Origin of the sequence: Mycobacterium sp. E342 (assembly GCF_001667665.1) — a bacterium.
Taxonomy (GTDB): domain Bacteria; phylum Actinomycetota; class Actinomycetes; order Mycobacteriales; family Mycobacteriaceae; genus Mycobacterium.
The window spans coordinates 1-16817 of the sequence record NZ_LZJM01000071.1; the positions used below are offsets into that span (position 1 = coordinate 1).

The 16817-nt window shown below is 72.3% G+C and carries 13 protein-coding genes and 1 pseudogene; 7 read left to right on the forward strand and 7 right to left on the reverse strand.

Translation table 11 applies throughout. From position 1 onward, the window contains the following. Positions 1–693, reverse strand: a pseudogene (locus A5692_RS03940) (hypothetical protein); the annotation flags it as partial. Between the two features lie 15 nt (positions 694–708). After that, positions 709–2205, reverse strand: coding sequence for a DEAD/DEAH box helicase (locus A5692_RS03945; protein ID WP_068052392.1), 1497 nt, complete (start codon positions 2203–2205; stop codon positions 709–711). 248 nt (positions 2206–2453) lie between these two features. On the opposite strand from A5692_RS03945, the gene A5692_RS03950 reads away from it, so the two are divergent. Then, complete coding sequence (locus A5692_RS03950) at positions 2454–3173, forward strand: ferritin-like fold-containing protein (protein ID WP_068052394.1); 720 nt, start codon at positions 2454–2456, stop codon at positions 3171–3173. Positions 3174–3512: 339 nt separating this feature from the next. On the opposite strand, the gene A5692_RS03955 is transcribed toward A5692_RS03950, so the two are convergent. Further along, positions 3513–4235, reverse strand: coding sequence for an MmpS family transport accessory protein (locus A5692_RS03955; protein WP_068052472.1), 723 nt, complete (start codon positions 4233–4235; stop codon positions 3513–3515). Positions 4236–4441: 206 nt separating this feature from the next. On the opposite strand from A5692_RS03955, the gene A5692_RS03960 reads away from it, so the two are divergent. Continuing rightward, positions 4442–4711, forward strand: a complete 270-nt coding sequence (locus A5692_RS03960) for a DUF3107 domain-containing protein (protein WP_068052475.1) — start codon at positions 4442–4444, stop codon at positions 4709–4711. On the opposite strand, the gene A5692_RS03965 is transcribed toward A5692_RS03960, so the two are convergent. Continuing rightward, a complete protein-coding gene (locus tag A5692_RS03965; protein ID WP_068052400.1) occupies positions 4698–5384 on the reverse strand; it encodes a TetR/AcrR family transcriptional regulator in 687 nt (228 codons plus the stop codon). The genes A5692_RS03960 and A5692_RS03965 overlap by 14 nt on opposite strands. A 201-nt stretch (positions 5385–5585) precedes the next feature. Here A5692_RS03965 and A5692_RS03970 point away from each other — a divergent pair, with 201 nt between their 5' ends. From A5692_RS03970 to A5692_RS03980, 3 genes are all read left to right on the forward strand, one after another. Beyond that, positions 5586–6611: a DUF3152 domain-containing protein gene (locus A5692_RS03970; RefSeq protein ID WP_231984180.1), complete on the forward strand. Its 1026-nt coding sequence runs from the start codon at positions 5586–5588 to the stop codon at positions 6609–6611. 112 nt (positions 6612–6723) lie between these two features. Continuing rightward, positions 6724–7890 (forward strand): adenylyltransferase/sulfurtransferase MoeZ, encoded by a 1167-nt coding sequence (gene moeZ / locus A5692_RS03975; protein WP_231984181.1) that lies wholly within the window; start codon positions 6724–6726, stop codon positions 7888–7890. Between the two features lie 203 nt (positions 7891–8093). Beyond that, a complete protein-coding gene (locus tag A5692_RS03980; protein ID WP_067921345.1) occupies positions 8094–8948 on the forward strand; it encodes a TIGR02569 family protein in 855 nt (284 codons plus the stop codon). On the opposite strand, the gene A5692_RS03985 is transcribed toward A5692_RS03980, so the two are convergent. From A5692_RS03985 to A5692_RS03995, 3 genes are read right to left on the reverse strand one after another with little or no spacing between them, the layout of a single operon-like run. Beyond that, a complete protein-coding gene (locus A5692_RS03985) occupies positions 8945–9247 on the reverse strand; it encodes an MGMT family protein (RefSeq protein WP_068052409.1) in 303 nt (100 codons plus the stop codon). The two genes, A5692_RS03980 and A5692_RS03985, sit on opposite strands and share 4 nt — an antisense overlap. 2 nt (positions 9248–9249) lie before the next feature. After that, positions 9250–10035, reverse strand: a complete 786-nt coding sequence (locus A5692_RS03990; RefSeq protein ID WP_068052412.1) for an alpha/beta hydrolase — start codon at positions 10033–10035, stop codon at positions 9250–9252. A gap of 40 nt (positions 10036–10075) precedes the next feature. Further along, positions 10076–10279, reverse strand: a complete 204-nt coding sequence (locus A5692_RS03995; RefSeq protein ID WP_067921351.1) for a hypothetical protein — start codon at positions 10277–10279, stop codon at positions 10076–10078. A 110-nt stretch (positions 10280–10389) separates the two neighbouring features. Between A5692_RS03995 and A5692_RS04000 the strand changes: the two genes are divergently transcribed. Next, on the forward strand, positions 10390–13533 hold the full coding sequence (locus tag A5692_RS04000; protein ID WP_068052419.1) for an ATP-dependent DNA helicase: 3144 nt from the start codon (positions 10390–10392) through the stop codon (positions 13531–13533). Next, complete coding sequence (locus A5692_RS04005; RefSeq protein ID WP_369830258.1) at positions 13500–16808, forward strand: ATP-dependent helicase; 3309 nt, start codon at positions 13500–13502, stop codon at positions 16806–16808. Before A5692_RS04000 ends, A5692_RS04005 begins: the two co-directional genes overlap by 34 nt. Positions 16809–16817: the final 9 nt, after the last annotated feature.

Sequence of the window (16817 nt, forward strand, 5' to 3'; positions counted from 1 at the left end):
CAGCAGCACCAGCCGCAGGTCGGCCTGGTCCACGCAGCTCTCCAGCACCGACACGGCCGACGAGCTGGCCGCCGCGGAGACCAGCCTGCAGCCGGAGTGCAGCCCGCGCGTCGAGGGCTTCACCCGCGCGTCGGTCTCGCCGTAGGCCACCATCCGGACCATGTCCGAGCGCCACAGTTCCACCCGGGTGTCGCCGGCCGACAGCACCGTCGTGCCGTCGGAGGACAGCCGCACGCGCGGGTCGGCGTAGCCGCTGCGGGCGGGGCCGCGGCGGCCGGTGGAACCGTCGAGCGTGCTCACCTGGCCGCATCCGCGGTCGTCGCGGTAGACGGCGACGGCGAAGTGGTAGACCCAGGAGAGGCCGCACAGGTCGGTGTCGCGCTGGTAGCTCCAGCGGGACTGCCCGGACCCGGGGTCGCGTCCGTCGACCCGGCGGCCGTCGCCGGTGATCACCGTGCCGCCGACCGCCACCGGTGCGGTGGTGGCCGGACTGGGCGCGGTCCACAGCTCCTTGAGCGTGGCCGGCACCTGCCGGGCGGGGTTCTGGTTGGGCGCGGCGACGGCGGCCGGGCGGCTGATGGTGGCCCGGGCGTCGCTGGTCCACCAGATCAGCGAGGCGACGGCAGCGACCACGACCGCGATCGCCGCGGCGGCCAAGATGTCGCCCTTGGTGCGGCGTTCGGGTCTGACCATCCGTGGGCGCGCGGGTTAGTTGGCGTGCGCGCCGGCTTCGGCGGGCTTGCGGCGCCGACGCCGGCGCCGGCTGGTCCCGGATTTGCCGGACCCCTCTGCCGCGGCTTCGCCGGTGGTGGCGCCGGCCGCGGCGTTCCCGCCGGGGTGCCCGGTGACGGGCTGGCCGCCGCGGGTGCGCCGCCGCGGCGCGCCGGAACGGGCGCGTCCGGACCGCTCGGTCTTCTGGCCGTCACGCTCGGTGTTGCGGCGTGGGCCCTGCGGCTTCTTGGGGGTGCCGACGGTGCCGCCGGCCTCGGCGGGGATGCCCAGCTCTTCGTAGAGGTGCGGCGAGTTCGAGTAGGTCTCGGCGGGCTCGGGGCAGTTCAGGCCCAGGGCCTTGTCGATCATGGACCAGCGGGGCAGCTCGTCCCAGTCCACCAGGGTGACCGCGACGCCCGTCTTGCCGGCGCGTCCGGTGCGGCCGATGCGGTGCACGTAGGCCTGTTCGTCCTCGGGGATCTGGTAGTTGATCACGTGGGTGACATCGTCGATGTCGATGCCGCGCGCGGCCACGTCGGTGGCGACCAGCACGTCGATGTCGCCGGACCGGAAGGCCTTGAGCGCCTTCTCGCGGGCGATCTGCCCGAGGTCACCGTGCACGGCGCCCACCTTGAAGCCCCGCTCGGCGAGCTCGTCGGCGACCTTCTGCGCGGTGCGCTTGGTGCGGGTGAAGATCATCGTCGCGCCGCGGCCCTCGGCCTGCAGCACCCGGCTCACCAGTTCCACCTTGTCCAGGGCGTGGGCGCGGTAGACGAATTGCTCGGTGGTGTCGTGCGTGGCCGCCGAGTGCGGCGCCTCCGCGCGAATGTGGGTGGGCTGGCTCATGAACGTGCGGGCCAGCGTGATGATCGGGTCCGGCATGGTCGCCGAGAACAGCATCGACTGCCGGTCGGTCGGGATCTGCCGCAGGATGCGCTCGATGTCGGGCAGGAAGCCCAGGTCGAGCATCTCGTCGGCCTCGTCGAGCACCAGCACGGACAGGCCGCCCAGCTGCAGGTGGTTCTGCTGGCTGAGGTCGAGCAGCCGCCCCGGAGTGCCGACCACGACGTCGGCGCCGGCGCGCAGCGCCTCGATCTGCGGCTCGTAGGGGCGCCCGCCGTAGATGGGGACCACCGACAGGGGCCGGCCGCCGTCGGCGATCAGGTACTTGGCCGCCAGCGTCAGGTCGTCGGTGACCTGCAGACACAGCTCGCGGGTGGGCACCACGATCAGGGCGCGTGGTGTGCCGTTGAGCGGGCGGGTGGCGGTGCTGGCGGTGATGCGCTGCAGCAGCGGGACCCCGAAGGCGAAGGTCTTGCCCATGCCGGTGCGCGCCTGGCCGATCAGGTCATCGCCGGCGAGCGCCATGGGCAGGGTCAGTTCCTGGATCGCGAAGGGGCTCTCGATGCCCTTTTCCGCAAGCGCGCGCACGATCTCGTCGCGGACGCCAAGATTGGCAAAGGTCAATTCAGTTGTGCTGGTCAGTGTGCTCATGCGTGGGTAGTAAGCCTTTCGGTGACATATCGGTTTGTGTCGGTGTTTCTCTGTCGCGGTCACGCGCGCACGAGTTCCGACTCCGAATACGTCGCCGAGGCGCCGGCCCTGCTCGGGCGGGCCAGCTGTGCACGCACATTTCGCCGATAGCGGCTTTGTTGAAGCAATACAGCCGCTATCTACATACATGATAGCCGGTCGACAGCTGGGCCCCATTTTGCGCCGGGCCCGCCGACTACAGTGTTGCCATGACCCGGCCCTCTTGGCAGCCCTCCGAAGCCGACCTGGAAGCCGACCGGGGGGACGGTTCGCCGGGCCCTCGTCTGCCGGCCGACCACCCGGGCGTCAACGAGTTGTTCGCGGTCCTGGCGTACGGCGAGATCGCCGCGTTCTACCGGCTCACCGACGAGGCGCGGATGGCTCCCGACCTGCGGGGACGGATTTCGATGGCGAGCATGGCCGCTGCCGAGATGCAGCACTACGAGCTGCTGCGCGACGCCCTGGAGGCCCGCGGGGTCGACGTGGTCTCGGCGATGTCGAAGTACGTCTCGGCGCTGGAGAACTACCACCGGCTGACGATGCCCAGCACGTGGCTGGAGGCGTTGGTCAAGACCTATGTCGGCGACGCGCTGGCCGCCGACCTGTACCTGGAGATCGCCGACGGGCTGCCCGACGAGATCGCCGACGTGGTGCGGGCGGCGCTGTCGGAGACCGGGCATTCGCAGTTCGTCGTCGCCGAGGTGCGCGCCGCGGTGACCGCCAGCGGCAAGCAGCGCAGCCGGCTGGCGCTGTGGTCGCGTCGCCTGTTCGGTGAGGCGATCACGCAGGCGCAGTACCTGCTGGCCGACCATGACGAGCTGGTCGACCTCGTCGTGACGGGAACCGGCAGCCTGGGCCAGCTCAGCGCCTTCTTCGACCGGCTGCAGCACACGCACGACCGACGGATGCGTGAACTGGGTCTGAGCTGACGCTCAGCCGTGATCGCAAGCGCGGCGCAGCCGGGCGTGGCGGGTCACGGCCACCGGACTCAGCCGTGATCGCAAGCGCGGCGCAGCCGGGCGTGGCGGGTCACGGCCACCGGACTCAGCCGTGATCGCAAGCGCGGCGCAGCCGGGTGCGGCGGGTCGCCGCCACCGGACTCAGCCGTGATCGCAAGCGCGGCGCAGCCGGGCGTGGCGGGTCACGGCCACCGGACTCAGCCGTGATCGCAAGCGCGGCGCAGCCGGGCGTGGCGGGTCACGGCCACCGGACTCAGCCGTGATCGCAAGCGCGGCGCAGCCGGGTGCAGCGGGTCACGGCCATCGGATTCAGCGCGTGCAGGTCGCCAGGCTCGAGTTGTTGGCCGACGCGGCCACCAGTTGACCCGCGGCGTTGACGATCGAGCAGTTGAGCCGCCCGTAGAAGCTGGTCGCGACCACCGACGGGTTCTGCACGCCGGGATTCAGGATCACCGCCTTGGTCCACGGCAGCGACACGTTGAACTCGGTCTGGGAGTAGCCCTGCCCATCGGTGTAGACGATGTTGACCAAGTCCAGCAGCTGCTTGGTGCCGGTGACGCTGTAGACGACGGTGCGTGGGTTCAGCGCGGCCGACGGCGGGGGCGTCAGCGTCAGGGGCGGCGCGGCGGTCGGCGCTCCGGTGGGCGCCAGGCTGGGCGATGCGCTGGGCGGCGGGGTCACCGTGGTGAACGTTTCGGGCGGCAAAGGGGCCGTGCGCGAGGGGCTGGGCTGCGCGCTGGGCGCGGCCGAGCTTTTCGTCGTCGCCGGCGCGGACGTCACCGGCTGGGGCGCCGGCGCCAGGGTGGCCTTGGTCGAGGCGCTGTCGCCGCTGTTGATGATGACCGCGGTCGCGATCGCGCCGACGGCCACCACGGCGCCCAGGATCGCCGTGGCCGGGCGCCAGCGCAGCTCGGCGGGCCAGCCGGTCCAGGTGTAGTCGCCCTCGGGGTAGGAGTCGGCTTCGTAGAGCTCGTCGGTCTCGTCGTCGGGGTAGTCCCGCACCCTGTCGAGATCGGCCAGTGTGGTACCCATGGTGCCGAAGTTAGCGATGTGAAAGCACGGATCGCCCGCCGAACCCGGCACTGCGCACAGCTGGAAGCGAATCGTTATCCGCTCGCGACCGGGGCTTCGCCCGCCGCGAACCGCGCGGCGGGGACCGTCGGGGATGCGGGTCCGCCGCGTCCACTAGCCTGCAGCTGACAGGTCTGTCGACTTCAATACCAACGGAAGGGGTGACCGTGGAGGTCAAGATCGGTATTACGGACAGTCCGCGCGAGCTGGTGCTCTCCAGCGCGCAGACGCCGGCCGAAGTCGAAGAGCTGGTCAGCGCGGCGCTGAGCGAGGGGCCGGGCCTGCTGAGGCTGAACGACGAGCGGGGGCGCCGCTTCCTGGTGCACACCAGCAAGATCGCCTACGTCGAGATTGGGCCGGCCGACGCGCGCCGGGTCGGCTTCGGTATCGGCTCCGAAGTCGGCAAACTCACCGGGAAGGGCGCTAAAGGCGAGTAAGCGGCACGTGTGACAGCCCGCCCCAGGCGAACGCGACGGTGCCCTCGACGGCGTCCGCCTTGGAGATCGGGCGGTCGGAGTCCAGCCAGTAGCGGGCACAGTCGACGCTGATGCCGACCAGCCCCACCGCGATCATCCGGGCCCTGTGCGGGTCGAGGCCCGAGTCCGCGCTGATCAACGCGAACACCGCGTCGATGCACGATTCGGTGGCGACCCGCACTTGCGCGGCCACCTCGGGCTCGGTGACGTAGTCGTTCTCGAAGATCAGCCGGTAACCCTGGCTGTCGTGCTCGATGAAGTCGAAGAACGCCTGGACCGCCGCGTGCAACCGCCGGCGGTTGTCGGTGGTGGTGTTCAACGCCTGCTGCACGCCGGAGACCAGGTTCTCGACGTGCCGGGCGAGCACCGCCAGGTAGAGCTCAAGTTTGCTCGAAAAGTGTTGATACAAAACCGGTTTGCTGACCCCGGCACGGTCGGCGATCTCGTCCATGCCCGCGGCGTGATAGCCGCGATCGACAAACACATCGCTGGCCACGATGAGCAGCTGGCCCCGGCGTTCGTCCCGGGGCAACCGGTTTCCGCGCCGGCTCGATGCCGCAATGCCGTCCCCGGGCCGACCGCGGTCGGCCGACTTGACGGCACGCCGCGCCGCGGGTTTGGCGAGTTCGCTCATCGAGTCCTCATCTGATGTGTCGGCAACCGGCCGCCGGCAAGACTGGGCCAGCCGCGCGCGGCTCATTGCGAGAGACATTACTACCCGAGCCGTGCCCGCCGTTGTCGTCGCCGCCGTCGTCGCAGGCAGAAAGCGGTGTCGCTGGGCGCATTCGGGCGCGCCAAGGGCGGCCGCACCAGCCGACTGTGTAATCCTGGGGAAATGATGTCCCAGCGGCCTTCGCGCGGCACCGGTCGCGTGCCGGTGCTGCGGGACGAGTGGCGGGAACCGCTTCGCGCCCTGCGCGACCCGGTCGCCCGCGACGCCGGACGGGCAAGGGCCGACCGGGAGCGGCCGCGGCAGTGGCGCAAACAGACCTGGCTGGGACGGTTCGTGTCCACCTACGGCTGGCGCGCGTACGCGCTGCCCGTTTTGGCGGTGGTCACCGTGGTGGTGGTCTACCAGACGATCACCGGCACCAGCGCCAGGAAGCCGACGGCCAATCAGCCCATCCAGAGCCCGCAGGCGATCGGCGCGGTGGGCACGTCGATCATCGACGCGCCGCCACGCGGGCTCGCGGCGTTCGACGCGAACCTGCCCGCCGGGACGCTGCCGGACGGCGGCCCGTTCACCGAGGCGGGCGACAAGACCTGGCATGTGGTGCCCGGCACGACGCCGCAGATCGGCCAGGGCACCGTCAAGGTGTTTCGGTACACCGTCGAGGTGGAGAACGGCATCGACGAGACCATGTTCGGCGGTGACACCGCGTTCGCCCAGATGGTCGACCAGACGCTGGCCAACCCGAAGGGCTGGACCCACAACCCGCAATTCGGGTTCATCCGGATCGATAACGGCAATCCCGACTTCCGGATCTCCCTGGTATCCCCGGTGACGGTCCGCGAGGGCTGCGGCTACGAATTTCGCCTCGAAACGTCCTGCTACAACCCGTCGTTCGGCAAGGACCGGCAGTCGCGAGTCTTCATCAACGAGGCGCGCTGGGTGCGCGGAGCAGTGCCCTTCGAGGGGGACGTCGGCTCGTATCGCCAGTACGTGATCAACCACGAGGTCGGCCACGCCATCGGGTACGTGCGCCACGAGCCCTGCGAGCAGCAGGGCGCTCTGGCGCCGGTGATGATGCAGCAGACGTTCTCCACCTCGAATGACGATGCCGCCCAGTTCGACCCGGATTTCGTCAAGGCCGACGGGAAGACCTGCCGATTCAACCCCTGGCCGTTCCCGATCGCCTGACCGGCGATTGAATTCATTGCCGTGCACTTCGGCGGCTGATGTGATGGTTGTGGACGACGAACCGCAATCGAGACCGAGGAGATGTTCGGGCGTGTCGACATCCCAGACCTCACTGCCGCCTCTCGTGGCGCCGGCGGGGGAGCTGACCCGCGATGAGGTGGCCCGCTACAGCCGCCATCTGATCATCCCCGACCTGGGCGTGGACGGGCAGAAGCGGCTCAAGAACGCCCGGGTCTTGGTGATCGGCGCGGGCGGGCTCGGTGCCCCCACACTGCTGTATCTGGCCGCGGCCGGCGTCGGAACGATCGGCATCGTGGATTTCGACGTCGTCGACGAGTCCAACCTGCAGCGCCAGATCATCCACGGCGTGGCCGACGTCGGACGGTCCAAGGCCCAATCCGCGCGGGAGTCGATCGCCGCGATCAACCCGCTGGTCCGGGTGCGCCTGCACGAGTTCCGGCTGGACTCGAGCAACGCCGTCGACCTGTTCGCGCAGTACGACCTGATCCTGGACGGCACCGACAACTTCGCCACCCGGTACCTGGTCAACGACGCCGCCGTGCTGGCCGCCAAGCCGTACGTGTGGGGGTCGATCTACCGGTTCGAGGGCCAGGTCTCGGTGTTCTGGGAGGACGCGCCCGGCGGGCGGGGCCTCAACTACCGCGACCTCTACCCGGAGCCGCCGCCACCCGGCACGGTGCCGTCGTGCGCCGAGGGCGGCGTGCTGGGCATCGTGTGCGCCTCGATCGCGTCGGTGATGGGCACCGAGGCGATCAAACTCATCACCGGGCTCGGCGAGTCGCTGCTGGGCCGGTTGATGCTCTACGACGCGCTGGAAATGTCCTACCGCACCATCGCGATCCGCAAGGACCCTGCGGCGCCGAAGATCACCGAGTTGATCGACTACGAGCAGTACTGCGGTGCCGCGGCCGGCGACGCCGGTTCGCCCGTCGCCGGCTCCGCCATCACCCCGCGGGAACTGCGCGAGCTGCTGGACTCGGGCAGGAAGCTGGCGCTGATCGACGTCCGCGAACCGGTCGAGTGGGAGATCAACCACATCGACGGGGCCCAGTTGATCCCGCAGTCCGCGATCGACTCCGGTGAGGGTCTGGCAAAGCTCCCGCAGGACCGGATGCCGGTCCTGTACTGCAAGACGGGCGTGCGATCGGCCGCGGCCCTGGCGGCGGTGCGCAAGGCCGGATTCTCCGACGCGGTGCATCTGCAGGGCGGCATCGTGGCGTGGGCGCAACAGATGCAACCCGACATGGTCATGTACTGACCCGATAGGCCGTGCTTCTGTGCGGCGACCCGCCGCGCCCGGCTTCGCCGCGCTCGCGATCGCCGTGGTGCTTGTGTGCGGCGACCCGCCGCGCCCGGCTTCGCCGCGCTCGCGATCGCCGTGGTGCTTCTGTGCGGCGACCCGCCGCGCCCGGCTTCGCCGCGCTCGCGATCGCCGCAGGTCCCCTCGTCTAAGCTTCCCGTGTGAATGTCGAGCCACCGCCGGAGCATGTGCTGGCGGCGTTTGGTTTGACCGGTGTGCAGCCCGTCTATCTAGGCGCCAGCTGGGAGGGCGGCTGGCGCTGCGGCGAAGTCGTCCTGTCGTTGGTGGCCGACCACGCCAGGGCGGCCTGGTCGGCCCGAGTGCGGGAGACGCTGTTCGTCGACGGGGTTCGGCTGGCCCGCCCGGTCCGCTCGACGGATGGCCGATACGTGGTTTCGGGGTGGCGGGCGGACACCTTCGTCGCCGGGACGCCGGAGCCCCGCCATGACGAGGTGGTCTCGGCGGCGGTGCGCCTGCACGAGGCGACCGGCAAACTGGAACGCCCCCGGTTCCTGACCCAGGGGCCCACCGCGCCGTGGGGTGACGTCGACATCTTCATCGCCGCCGACCGCGCCGCCTGGGAGGAACGGCCGCTGGCCTCCGTGCCCCCGGGCGCCCGGACGGCTCCGCCGACGGCCGACGCCCAGCGGTCGGTGGAGTTGATCAACCAGCTGGCCACCTTGCGCCGGCCGACCAAGAGCCCGAACCAGGTGGTGCACGGAGACCTTTACGGCACAGTGCTTTTCGTCGGCACCGCGGCCCCGGGCATCACCGACATCACCCCTTACTGGCGGCCGGCGTCGTGGGCGGCCGGTGTGGTCGTCGTCGACGCCCTGTCCTGGGGCGAGGCCGACGACGGACTCATCGAACGCTGGAACGCGTTGCCGGAATGGCCGCAGATGTTGTTGCGCGCCTTGATGTTCCGGCTTGCGGTCCATGCGCTGCACCCGCGGTCGACGGCCGAGGCCTTCCCCGGGCTGGCCCGGACAGCGGCGCTGGTCCGGCTGGTGCTCTAGCGGCCGAAGTCGTAACGGACCTCGCGCAGCGCGATCCTGCCGTCGGTGGCCAGGACTCCCTCGGCGCGCAGCAGCTCCAGCTGCCTGGTGGTCAGGTGACGCGCCGGGCGCCCGGAGGCGGTGATCACCCGGTGCCACGGCAGATCCGAGGAGTCGGTCCGCATGATCCAGCCGACGATGCGCGGGCTGGAAAGCCCTGCGACGTCGGCGATGTCGCCGTAGGTCGTGACCCTGCCGGACGGTATCGAGGCGACCAGCGCGCGCACCCGCTCGATCTGCTCGTCGGTCACCGGCGCCACGATCAGCCGGCTCCCAGCAGCTCGCGCGTCAGCGCCGCCACTTCCGCCGGCGCCGCGTAGGGCACCATGTGGTTGCAGTCGAAGTCCAGCAGCCGGAACCCCGATCCCAACCGGTCCTGCAGGCCGGTGATCAAGTGGTCGCCGACGTACGGCGGCGACGTGCGCTTGGCCCGCACCAGCACCGTGGCCGTCCCGGCCGGCGGGAACACGATGTCGCGAGCCAGCTCGCTCCAGTACGCCATCATCGCCGGCAGGCTGACGCGCCAGCCGTACCGGCCGCCCGGCAGCTCGATCAGGTGCTCGTCGATCTCGGCGTCGAGCAGGGCGGGGTCCACGTCCGACCAGGAGCCGTGCAGCTTTTCCAGGCGCGCCTCCCCGGCGTCGGGGTAGTCGGGCGAGGACAACATCGCGTCGGCGATCTCGCGCATCCACCCGCCGTCCAGTCCGACCGCCGGGTCGAGGAGCAGCAGCGCGGCCACGAGGTCCGGCCGCGTCGCGGCCAGCTGCATGGCGAGCCCGCCGCCGAAGGAGTGCCCCACCACCAGCACCGGCGCGTCGGCCGTGTCGTCGAGCAGCGCGGCCATCGCGGCGACGTTGGCGTCGATGGTCCACGGCGCGTCCCACGACGACCTGCCGTGGCCGATCAGATCCGGTGCGGCGAAGGCGATTTGGGGCAGCAGACCGGCCAGCTGCTGCCAGCGCTGCCCGTGGCCGGTCAACCCGTGCAGCGCCAGCACGCGCACCGGACCGGGCGGGCCGTAGCGGTGCACGTGGAGGTCGGCGGTCACCGGTCGACCGCGCCGGCCGTGGACACGGCCGCTCGCGGGCTCAGCGCCCGTCCTCCCACTCGTCGTCGGTGGGGACGACGTAGGCCTGCTCGATCACGTCGGCCTCGTTCGCCTCGCGGTCGGCGGTGGTCAGATATTCGGTGTCCAAGCCGGCCTCGTCATCGAAGTCGACGGGCTGCAGCTGTTCCGCGGCGTCGCCCTCGGGCGCTTCGTCGCTGGGAAAGCCGCGTTCGACGTCTGTCACGATTACCTACCTTCCTGACCGTTGGGCGGGCTGTCCGCGGACTCCAGCGTAGGGGCCGCGGCCGGTTCGGGTCGGACCGACTTGTCAGACCCTGGTGATTGCATGCAGCCATGTCGTACACCTGGGACAGCGAGGCGCGGGCTCTGCTGCTGCCCGGTGCGCGCGGGCCGGTCCGGGTGCTGGGCGGGCCCGGCACCGGCAAGAGCAGCCTGCTGGTGCATGCCGCGGTCGCTCAGATCGACGCCGGCCTGGACCCGCAATCGGTTCTGCTGCTTACCGGTTCGGGCCGGCTGGGGACGACGGCGCGCGCCACATTGACGACGGCGTTGCTGCGGCCCCGCGCCACCGGCCCCTGCCGGGCCGCCGTCCGCGAACCCTTGGTGCGCACGGTGCACGGCTACGCGTATGCGGTCTTGCGGCGGGCAGCCGAGCGGGCCGGGGATGCACCCCCTCGGCTGGTCACCAGCGCCGAACAGGACGTCATCATCAGGGAGTTGCTGGCCGGCGACCTCGAGGACGGCCCGCGCGGGGCCACCGGGTGGCCCGCCCATCTACACCCCCCGCTGACCACCGCGGGCTTCGCCACCGAACTGCGAAACATGTTGGCGCGCTGCGCCGAACGCGGCGTGGACCCGCAGGAGCTGGAGCGGCTTGGCCGTCGTCACCGGCGCCCGGAATGGGCGGCCGCCGGCCGGTTCGCCCGGCAGTACGAGCAGGTGATGCTGCTGCGGGCGGCGGTGGGAACGGCGGCCCCCCAGGCGACGACGCCCGCCCTCGGCGCCGCCGAGCTGGTGGGCGCCGCCCTGGAGGCCTTCGCGGTCGATCCCGAGCTGCTGGCCGCCGAGCGGGCGCGGGTGCGGGTCTTGTTGGTCGACGACGCCCAGCAACTCGACCCGCAGGCGGCTCGCCTGGTCCGGGTGCTCGCGGCCGGCACCGAGCTGGCCGTGATCGCCGGAGACCCCAATCAGGCGGTGTTCGGCTTCCGTGGCGGGGAATCCGCCGGACTGCTGGCGGGCGGTGCACCGTCGGTGATGCTGACGGTCTCGCACCGCTGCGCGCCGGCGGTGGCGCGGGCCGTCAGCGGCGTCGCGCACCGGCTGCCCGGCGGAAGCGGCGGCCGCCGGATCGAGGGCACCGGGCCCGAGGAGGGATCGGTCGCGGTGCGCCTGGCCGCGTCGGCGCACGCGGAGGCGGCGATGATCGCCGACACGCTGCGGCGCGCGCACCTGGTCGACGGCGTGCCGTGGTCGCAGATGGCGGTCATCGTCCGGTCGGTGCCGCGGGCCGGCGCCCGGTTGCCGCGCGCGTTGGCGGCCGCGGGGGTGCCGGTGGCCGCGCCCGCGGCAAGCGGACCGCTGTCCGACGAGCCCGCGGCCCGGGCGCTGCTCACCGTCCTGTCCGCCACCGCCGACGGGCTCGACGGCGAACGCGCACTCGCCCTGTTGACCGGTCCCATCGGTCGCGTCGACCCGGTTTCGCTGCGGCAGCTGCGCCGGACACTGCAGCGGGCCAACCCCGATCGCGCCCCGGATGACGCCGCGGGCCTGCTGGCCGGCGCGCTCTGCGGCGACGCGCCGCCGCGGGGCCCGCAGTTCCGCCCGGTGCACCGCGTCCGCGCCGTTCTGGACGCCGCCGCGCGCTGCCATCGTGCGGGCCAGGACCCGCGCTACACCCTGTGGGCCGCCTGGCACCGCTCCGGCTTGCAGCAGCGCTGGCTGGCGGCCGCCGAACGCGGCGGACCCGCCGGGGCGCAGGCCACCCGCGACCTGGAGGCGGTGACCGCGCTGTTCGACATCACCGATCAATACGTTTCCCGCACCTCGGGGGCGTCGCTGCGCGGCCTCGTCGAGCACGTCGCCGCCCTGCACCTGCCCGGCGTGAACCAGGAGCCGGTCTCGGCCGTGGACCAGGTGCGGGTGCTCAGCGCGCACGCCGCCCTTGGTCACGAATGGGACCTGGTGGTGATCGCGGGGCTGCAAGAGGGGTTGTGGCCCAACACCGCTCCGCGCGGCGGCGTGCTGGGCACCCAGCGGTTGCTGGATGTGCTGGACGGCGTCACCGGCGACGCGTCCGTGCGGGCGCCCCTTTTGGCCGAGGAGCGGCGGCTGCTGGTGGCGGCCATGGGCCGGGCCCGCCGCCGATTGCTGGTGACCGCCGTGGACAGCGACACCGGCGGAGCGGACTGCGAGGCCGCGCTACCGTCCGCGTTCTGCGACGAACTCGCCCGGTGGGCGGACGGCGGCGGCGACACCCCGGCCGCGCAACCCGTCTCGGCGCCCCGGGTGCTGTCCGCCACCGCGCTGGTGGGCCGGCTGCGCGGCGTCGTGTGCGCACCGGACGGCGCCATCGACGACGCCGAGCGTGCCTGCGCGGCAAGGGAACTGGCGCGACTGGCCCGGGCCGGCGTCCCGGGCGCCGACCCGGCGGCCTGGCATGGGCTGGTCCCCGTCAGCACCGGCGAACCGCTGCGTGGCGACGGCGAGGCGGTCACGTTGACCCCGTCGACCCTGCAGATGCTCAACGACTGCCCGCTGCGCTGGCTGGCCGAACGGCATGGTGGAACCAACCCGCGTGATCTGCGCTCCACCATCGGTTCGGTGCTGCACGCCCTGGTCGCCGAGCCGCAGCGGAGTGCAACCGAGTTGCTGGCCGAGCTGGACCGCGCGTGGCGGCATCTGCCGTTCGAGGCCGAGTGGCATGCGGCCAACGAGCTGGAGCGCCACCGCGCGATGATCGAGGCCTTCGTCGACTGGCGGGCCCGGACCCGGGGCGAGCTGACCGAGGTCGGCGTCGAAGTCGAGATCGACGGAACCCTCGGCGCGTCCGCCGACGGCGGGGGCGAGGTCCGGCTGCGCGGACGCGTCGACCGGCTGGAGCGCGACGCCGCCGGCCGCCTGGTGATCGTCGACATCAAGACCGGCAAGACGCCGGTCAGTAAAGACGATGCCCAACAACATGCCCAGCTGGCGATGTATCAGCTGGCGGTGGCCGAAGGAATGGTGACCGGGGAGTCGGCCGATTCCGAACCGGGCGGCGCGCGGCTGGTCTACGTCGGCAAGGGCGGCGCCTCGGGCGCCACCGAGCGCGAGCAGGATCCGCTGACGCCGGCCGCCCGCGACGAATGGCGCCGGCTGGTCCGGCGCGCGGCCGAGGCGACCGCCGGTCCCCGGTTCGTCGCCCGGCGCAACGACGGGTGCTCGCACTGCCCCGTAAGACCCTCGTGTCCGGCCCACGCCGACGGGGCGGCGCAGTGAACGCGCGCTACAGCCCCGCCCAATTAGCTTGCGCGCTGGGACTTTTCCCGCCCACCGATGAGCAGGCCGCCGTGATCGCGGCGCCGCCCGGCCCGCTGGTCGTCATCGCGGGCGCCGGCGCCGGAAAGACCGAGACCATGGCCGCGCGGGTGGTGTGGCTGGTCGCCAACGGCTACGCCGACCCCGGCCAGGTGCTGGGGCTGACGTTCACCCGCAAGGCCGCCGGCCAGCTGCTGCGCCGGGTGCGGTCCCGGCTGGCCCGGTTGGCCGGCGTCGGGTTGGGCCCCGACGGGGCGGCTCCCGCGGAACCGGCGGGCGTGCCGACGGTCAGCACCTACCACGCCTTCGCGGGTTCGCTGATCCGCGACTACGGCTTGTTACTGCCCATCGAGCCCGACACCCGGCTGCTCGGCGAGACCGAGCTGTGGCAGCTGGCCTTCGACGTCGTGAGCGGGTACCGGGGCGAGCTGCACACCGACAAGACCCCCGCCGCAGTGACGTCGATGGTGCTGCGGCTGTGGGGGCAACTGGCCGAACACCTGGTGGACACCCGCCAGCTCGGCGATACCCACCTGGAGCTGGAGCGGCTGATCCACACCCTGCCGGCGGGCCCCTATCAGCGCGAGCGCGGGCCCAGCCAGTGGCTGCTGCGGCTGCTCGCCACCCAGACCCAGCGCACCGAGCTGGTACCGCTGCTCGACGCGCTGCACGAGCGCATGCGCGCCGCGAAGACCATGGACTTCGGCGTGCAGATGGCCTGCGCGGCGCGGCTGGCGGCGAACTTCCCGCAGGTCGGCGAGGACCTGCGGGGCCGCTACCGGGTGGTGCTGCTCGACGAGTACCAGGACACCGGGCATGCCCAGCGGGTCGCCCTGTCGGCGTTGTTCGGCGGTGGCGCCGACGACGGGCTGGCGCTGACCGCCGTCGGTGACCCGATCCAGTCGATCTACGGCTGGCGCGGCGCCTCGGCGACCAACCTGCCGCGCTTCACCACCGACTTCCCCCTCGCCGACGGCACCCCGGCGCCGGTTCTGGAGCTGCGGACCAGCTGGCGCAACCCGCCGCGGACCCTGCAGCTGGCCAACGCCATATCGGCGGAGGCGCGCCGCAGATCGGTCGCCGTGCGCGCCCTGCGACCGCGCCCGGACGCCCCGCCCGGGAGCGTTCGCTGCGCCTTGCTCGCCGATGTGCAGTCCGAACGGGAGTGGATCGCCGATGAGGTCGCCGCGCGGTACCGGGGGGCCCGGGCCGACGGCGTGAGCCCGCCGACCGCCGCGGTCCTGGTGCGCCGCAACGCCGACGCCGCCCCGATCGCCGATGCCCTGCGCGCCCGGGGAGTCCCGGTCGAGGTGGTCGGATTGGCGGGGCTGCTTTCCGTTCCCGAGGTCGCCGACGTCGTGGCGGTGCTGCGGCTGGTCGCCGACCCGACCGCGGGCGCGGCGGCGATGCGGGTGCTCACGGGCCCGCGCTGGCGCATCGGGGGCCGGGACATCGCCGCGCTCTGGCGGCGTGCCCGCCAACTCGCCGACGCCCCGGGCGCGGGCGTGGCCGCCGCGCCGGAATCGATCGCGATGGCCGCGGGCCCCGACGCCGACGCCGCGTGCCTGGCCGACGCCATCGCCGATCCCGGCCCGGCCGAAGCGTATTCGGCCGCGGGATTTCAGCGCGTCGCCGCGCTGGCCGCCGAGCTGCGCGCGCTGCGCGGCCACCTCGGTCATTCGCTGCCGGACCTGGTCGGCGAGGTGCGCCGAGTGCTGGGCGTCGAATGCGAGGTCCGCGCCGCGGCGGGCGCGAACGCGGGCTGGACCGGCACCGAACACCTCGACGCGTTCGCCGACGTCGTCGCGGGCTACGCCGAGCGGGCCGACGCCGCCGGCGGACCGGACCGCAGCGCAACGACATCGGTTTCGGGGCTGCTGGCCTTCCTGGACTTGGCGGAGTCGGTGGAGAACGGATTGCCGCCCGCCCCGGTGGTCGCCGCGCGTGACCGCGTCCAGGTGCTCACGGTGCACTCCGCCAAGGGGCTGGAGTGGCAGCTGGTGGCGGTGGCGCACCTGTCGGGCGGCGTCTTCCCGTCGACCGCCTCCAGGAGCTCCTGGCTCACCGACGCGGCCGAGCTGCCCCCCCTGTTGCGGGGCGACCGCGCCTCGGCGGGCGCACTCGGCATCCCGGTGCTGGACGTCACCGACGTCACCAATCGAAAGCAGCTGTCCGACAAGATCTCCGAGCATCGCCGCCAGCTCGAACGGCGGCGCGTCGACGAGGAGCGCCGGCTGCTGTATGTCGCCATCACGCGCGCCGAGGACACCTTGCTGGTGTCGGGCCACCACTGGGGCGCCACCGGGATCAAACCGCGCGGGCCGTCGGATTTCCTGTGCGAGATCAAGGAAGTCATCGACCGTTCGGCCGCGGCCGGCGAGCCCTGCGGGGTGGTGGACCGGTGGGCACCCGCGCCCGCCGACGGTGACCGGAACCCGTTGCGCGACAACACTCTCGAGGCGGTCTGGCCAGCCGATCCGCTGGCCGCCCGGCGCGTCGATGTCGAGCGCGGCGCGGCGTTGGTCACCCGTGCGATGTCGGGCGACGTGGGAGAGCGGGGCGCCGACATCGAGGGCTGGGCGGCCGATGTCGACGCGCTATTGGCCGAGCGTGCGCGGTTGGCGGCACCGCCCACCGGGGCGTTGCCCAGCCAGCTGTCGGTGAGCGGCCTGGTTGACCTGGCCCGTGACCCCGCGGGCGCGGCGCGGCGTCTCAGGCATCGGTTGCCGACCCGCCCCGATCAGCATGCGTTGCTCGGCAATGCGTTTCACGCCTGGGTCCAGCAGTTCTACGGCGCCGAGTGCCTGTTCGATCTCGCCGACCTGCCGGGCGCGGCGGACTCCGGCGTGGGCGATACCCGGGATCTGGCCGCGTTGCAGGCCGCGTTCGCCGAATCGCCGTGGGCGGCGCGCACCCCGATCGCCGTGGAGGTGCCGTTCGAAATGCCGATCGGCGCCACCCTGGTGCGGGGCCGCATCGACGCGGTCTTCGCCGACCCCGACGGCGGCGCCACGGTCGTGGACTGGAAGACCGGCGAACCGCCGCACGGACCGGAGGCCATGCGGCAGGCCGCCGTCCAGCTCGCCGTCTATCGCTTGGCGTGGGCCGCGTTGTCGGGTGTTGCGGAATCGTCGGTGCGGACCGCCTTCTATTACGTGCGTGCCGGCACCACGATCGCTCCCGACGATCTGCCCGCTCCCGACGAACTGGCCGGGTTGGTGGCCGGTCCCGGGTGACCCGCGCTG

Bases quoted from the DNA above. Each gene is read 5' to 3' on its own strand.
- A5692_RS03945 (WP_068052392.1), bottom strand. From the start codon at position 2,205: ATGAGCACACTGACCAGCACAACTGAATTGACCTTTGCCAATCTTGGC.
- A5692_RS03965 (WP_068052400.1), bottom strand. From the start codon at position 5,384: ATGAGCGAACTCGCCAAACCCGCGGCGCGGCGTGCCGTCAAGTCGGCC.
- A5692_RS03950 (WP_068052394.1), top strand. From the start codon at position 2,454: ATGACCCGGCCCTCTTGGCAGCCCTCCGAAGCCGACCTGGAAGCCGAC.
- A5692_RS03970 (WP_231984180.1), top strand. From the start codon at position 5,586: ATGATGTCCCAGCGGCCTTCGCGCGGCACCGGTCGCGTGCCGGTGCTG.
- A5692_RS04000 (WP_068052419.1), top strand. From the start codon at position 10,390: ATGTCGTACACCTGGGACAGCGAGGCGCGGGCTCTGCTGCTGCCCGGT.
- A5692_RS03955 (WP_068052472.1), bottom strand. From the start codon at position 4,235: ATGGGTACCACACTGGCCGATCTCGACAGGGTGCGGGACTACCCCGAC.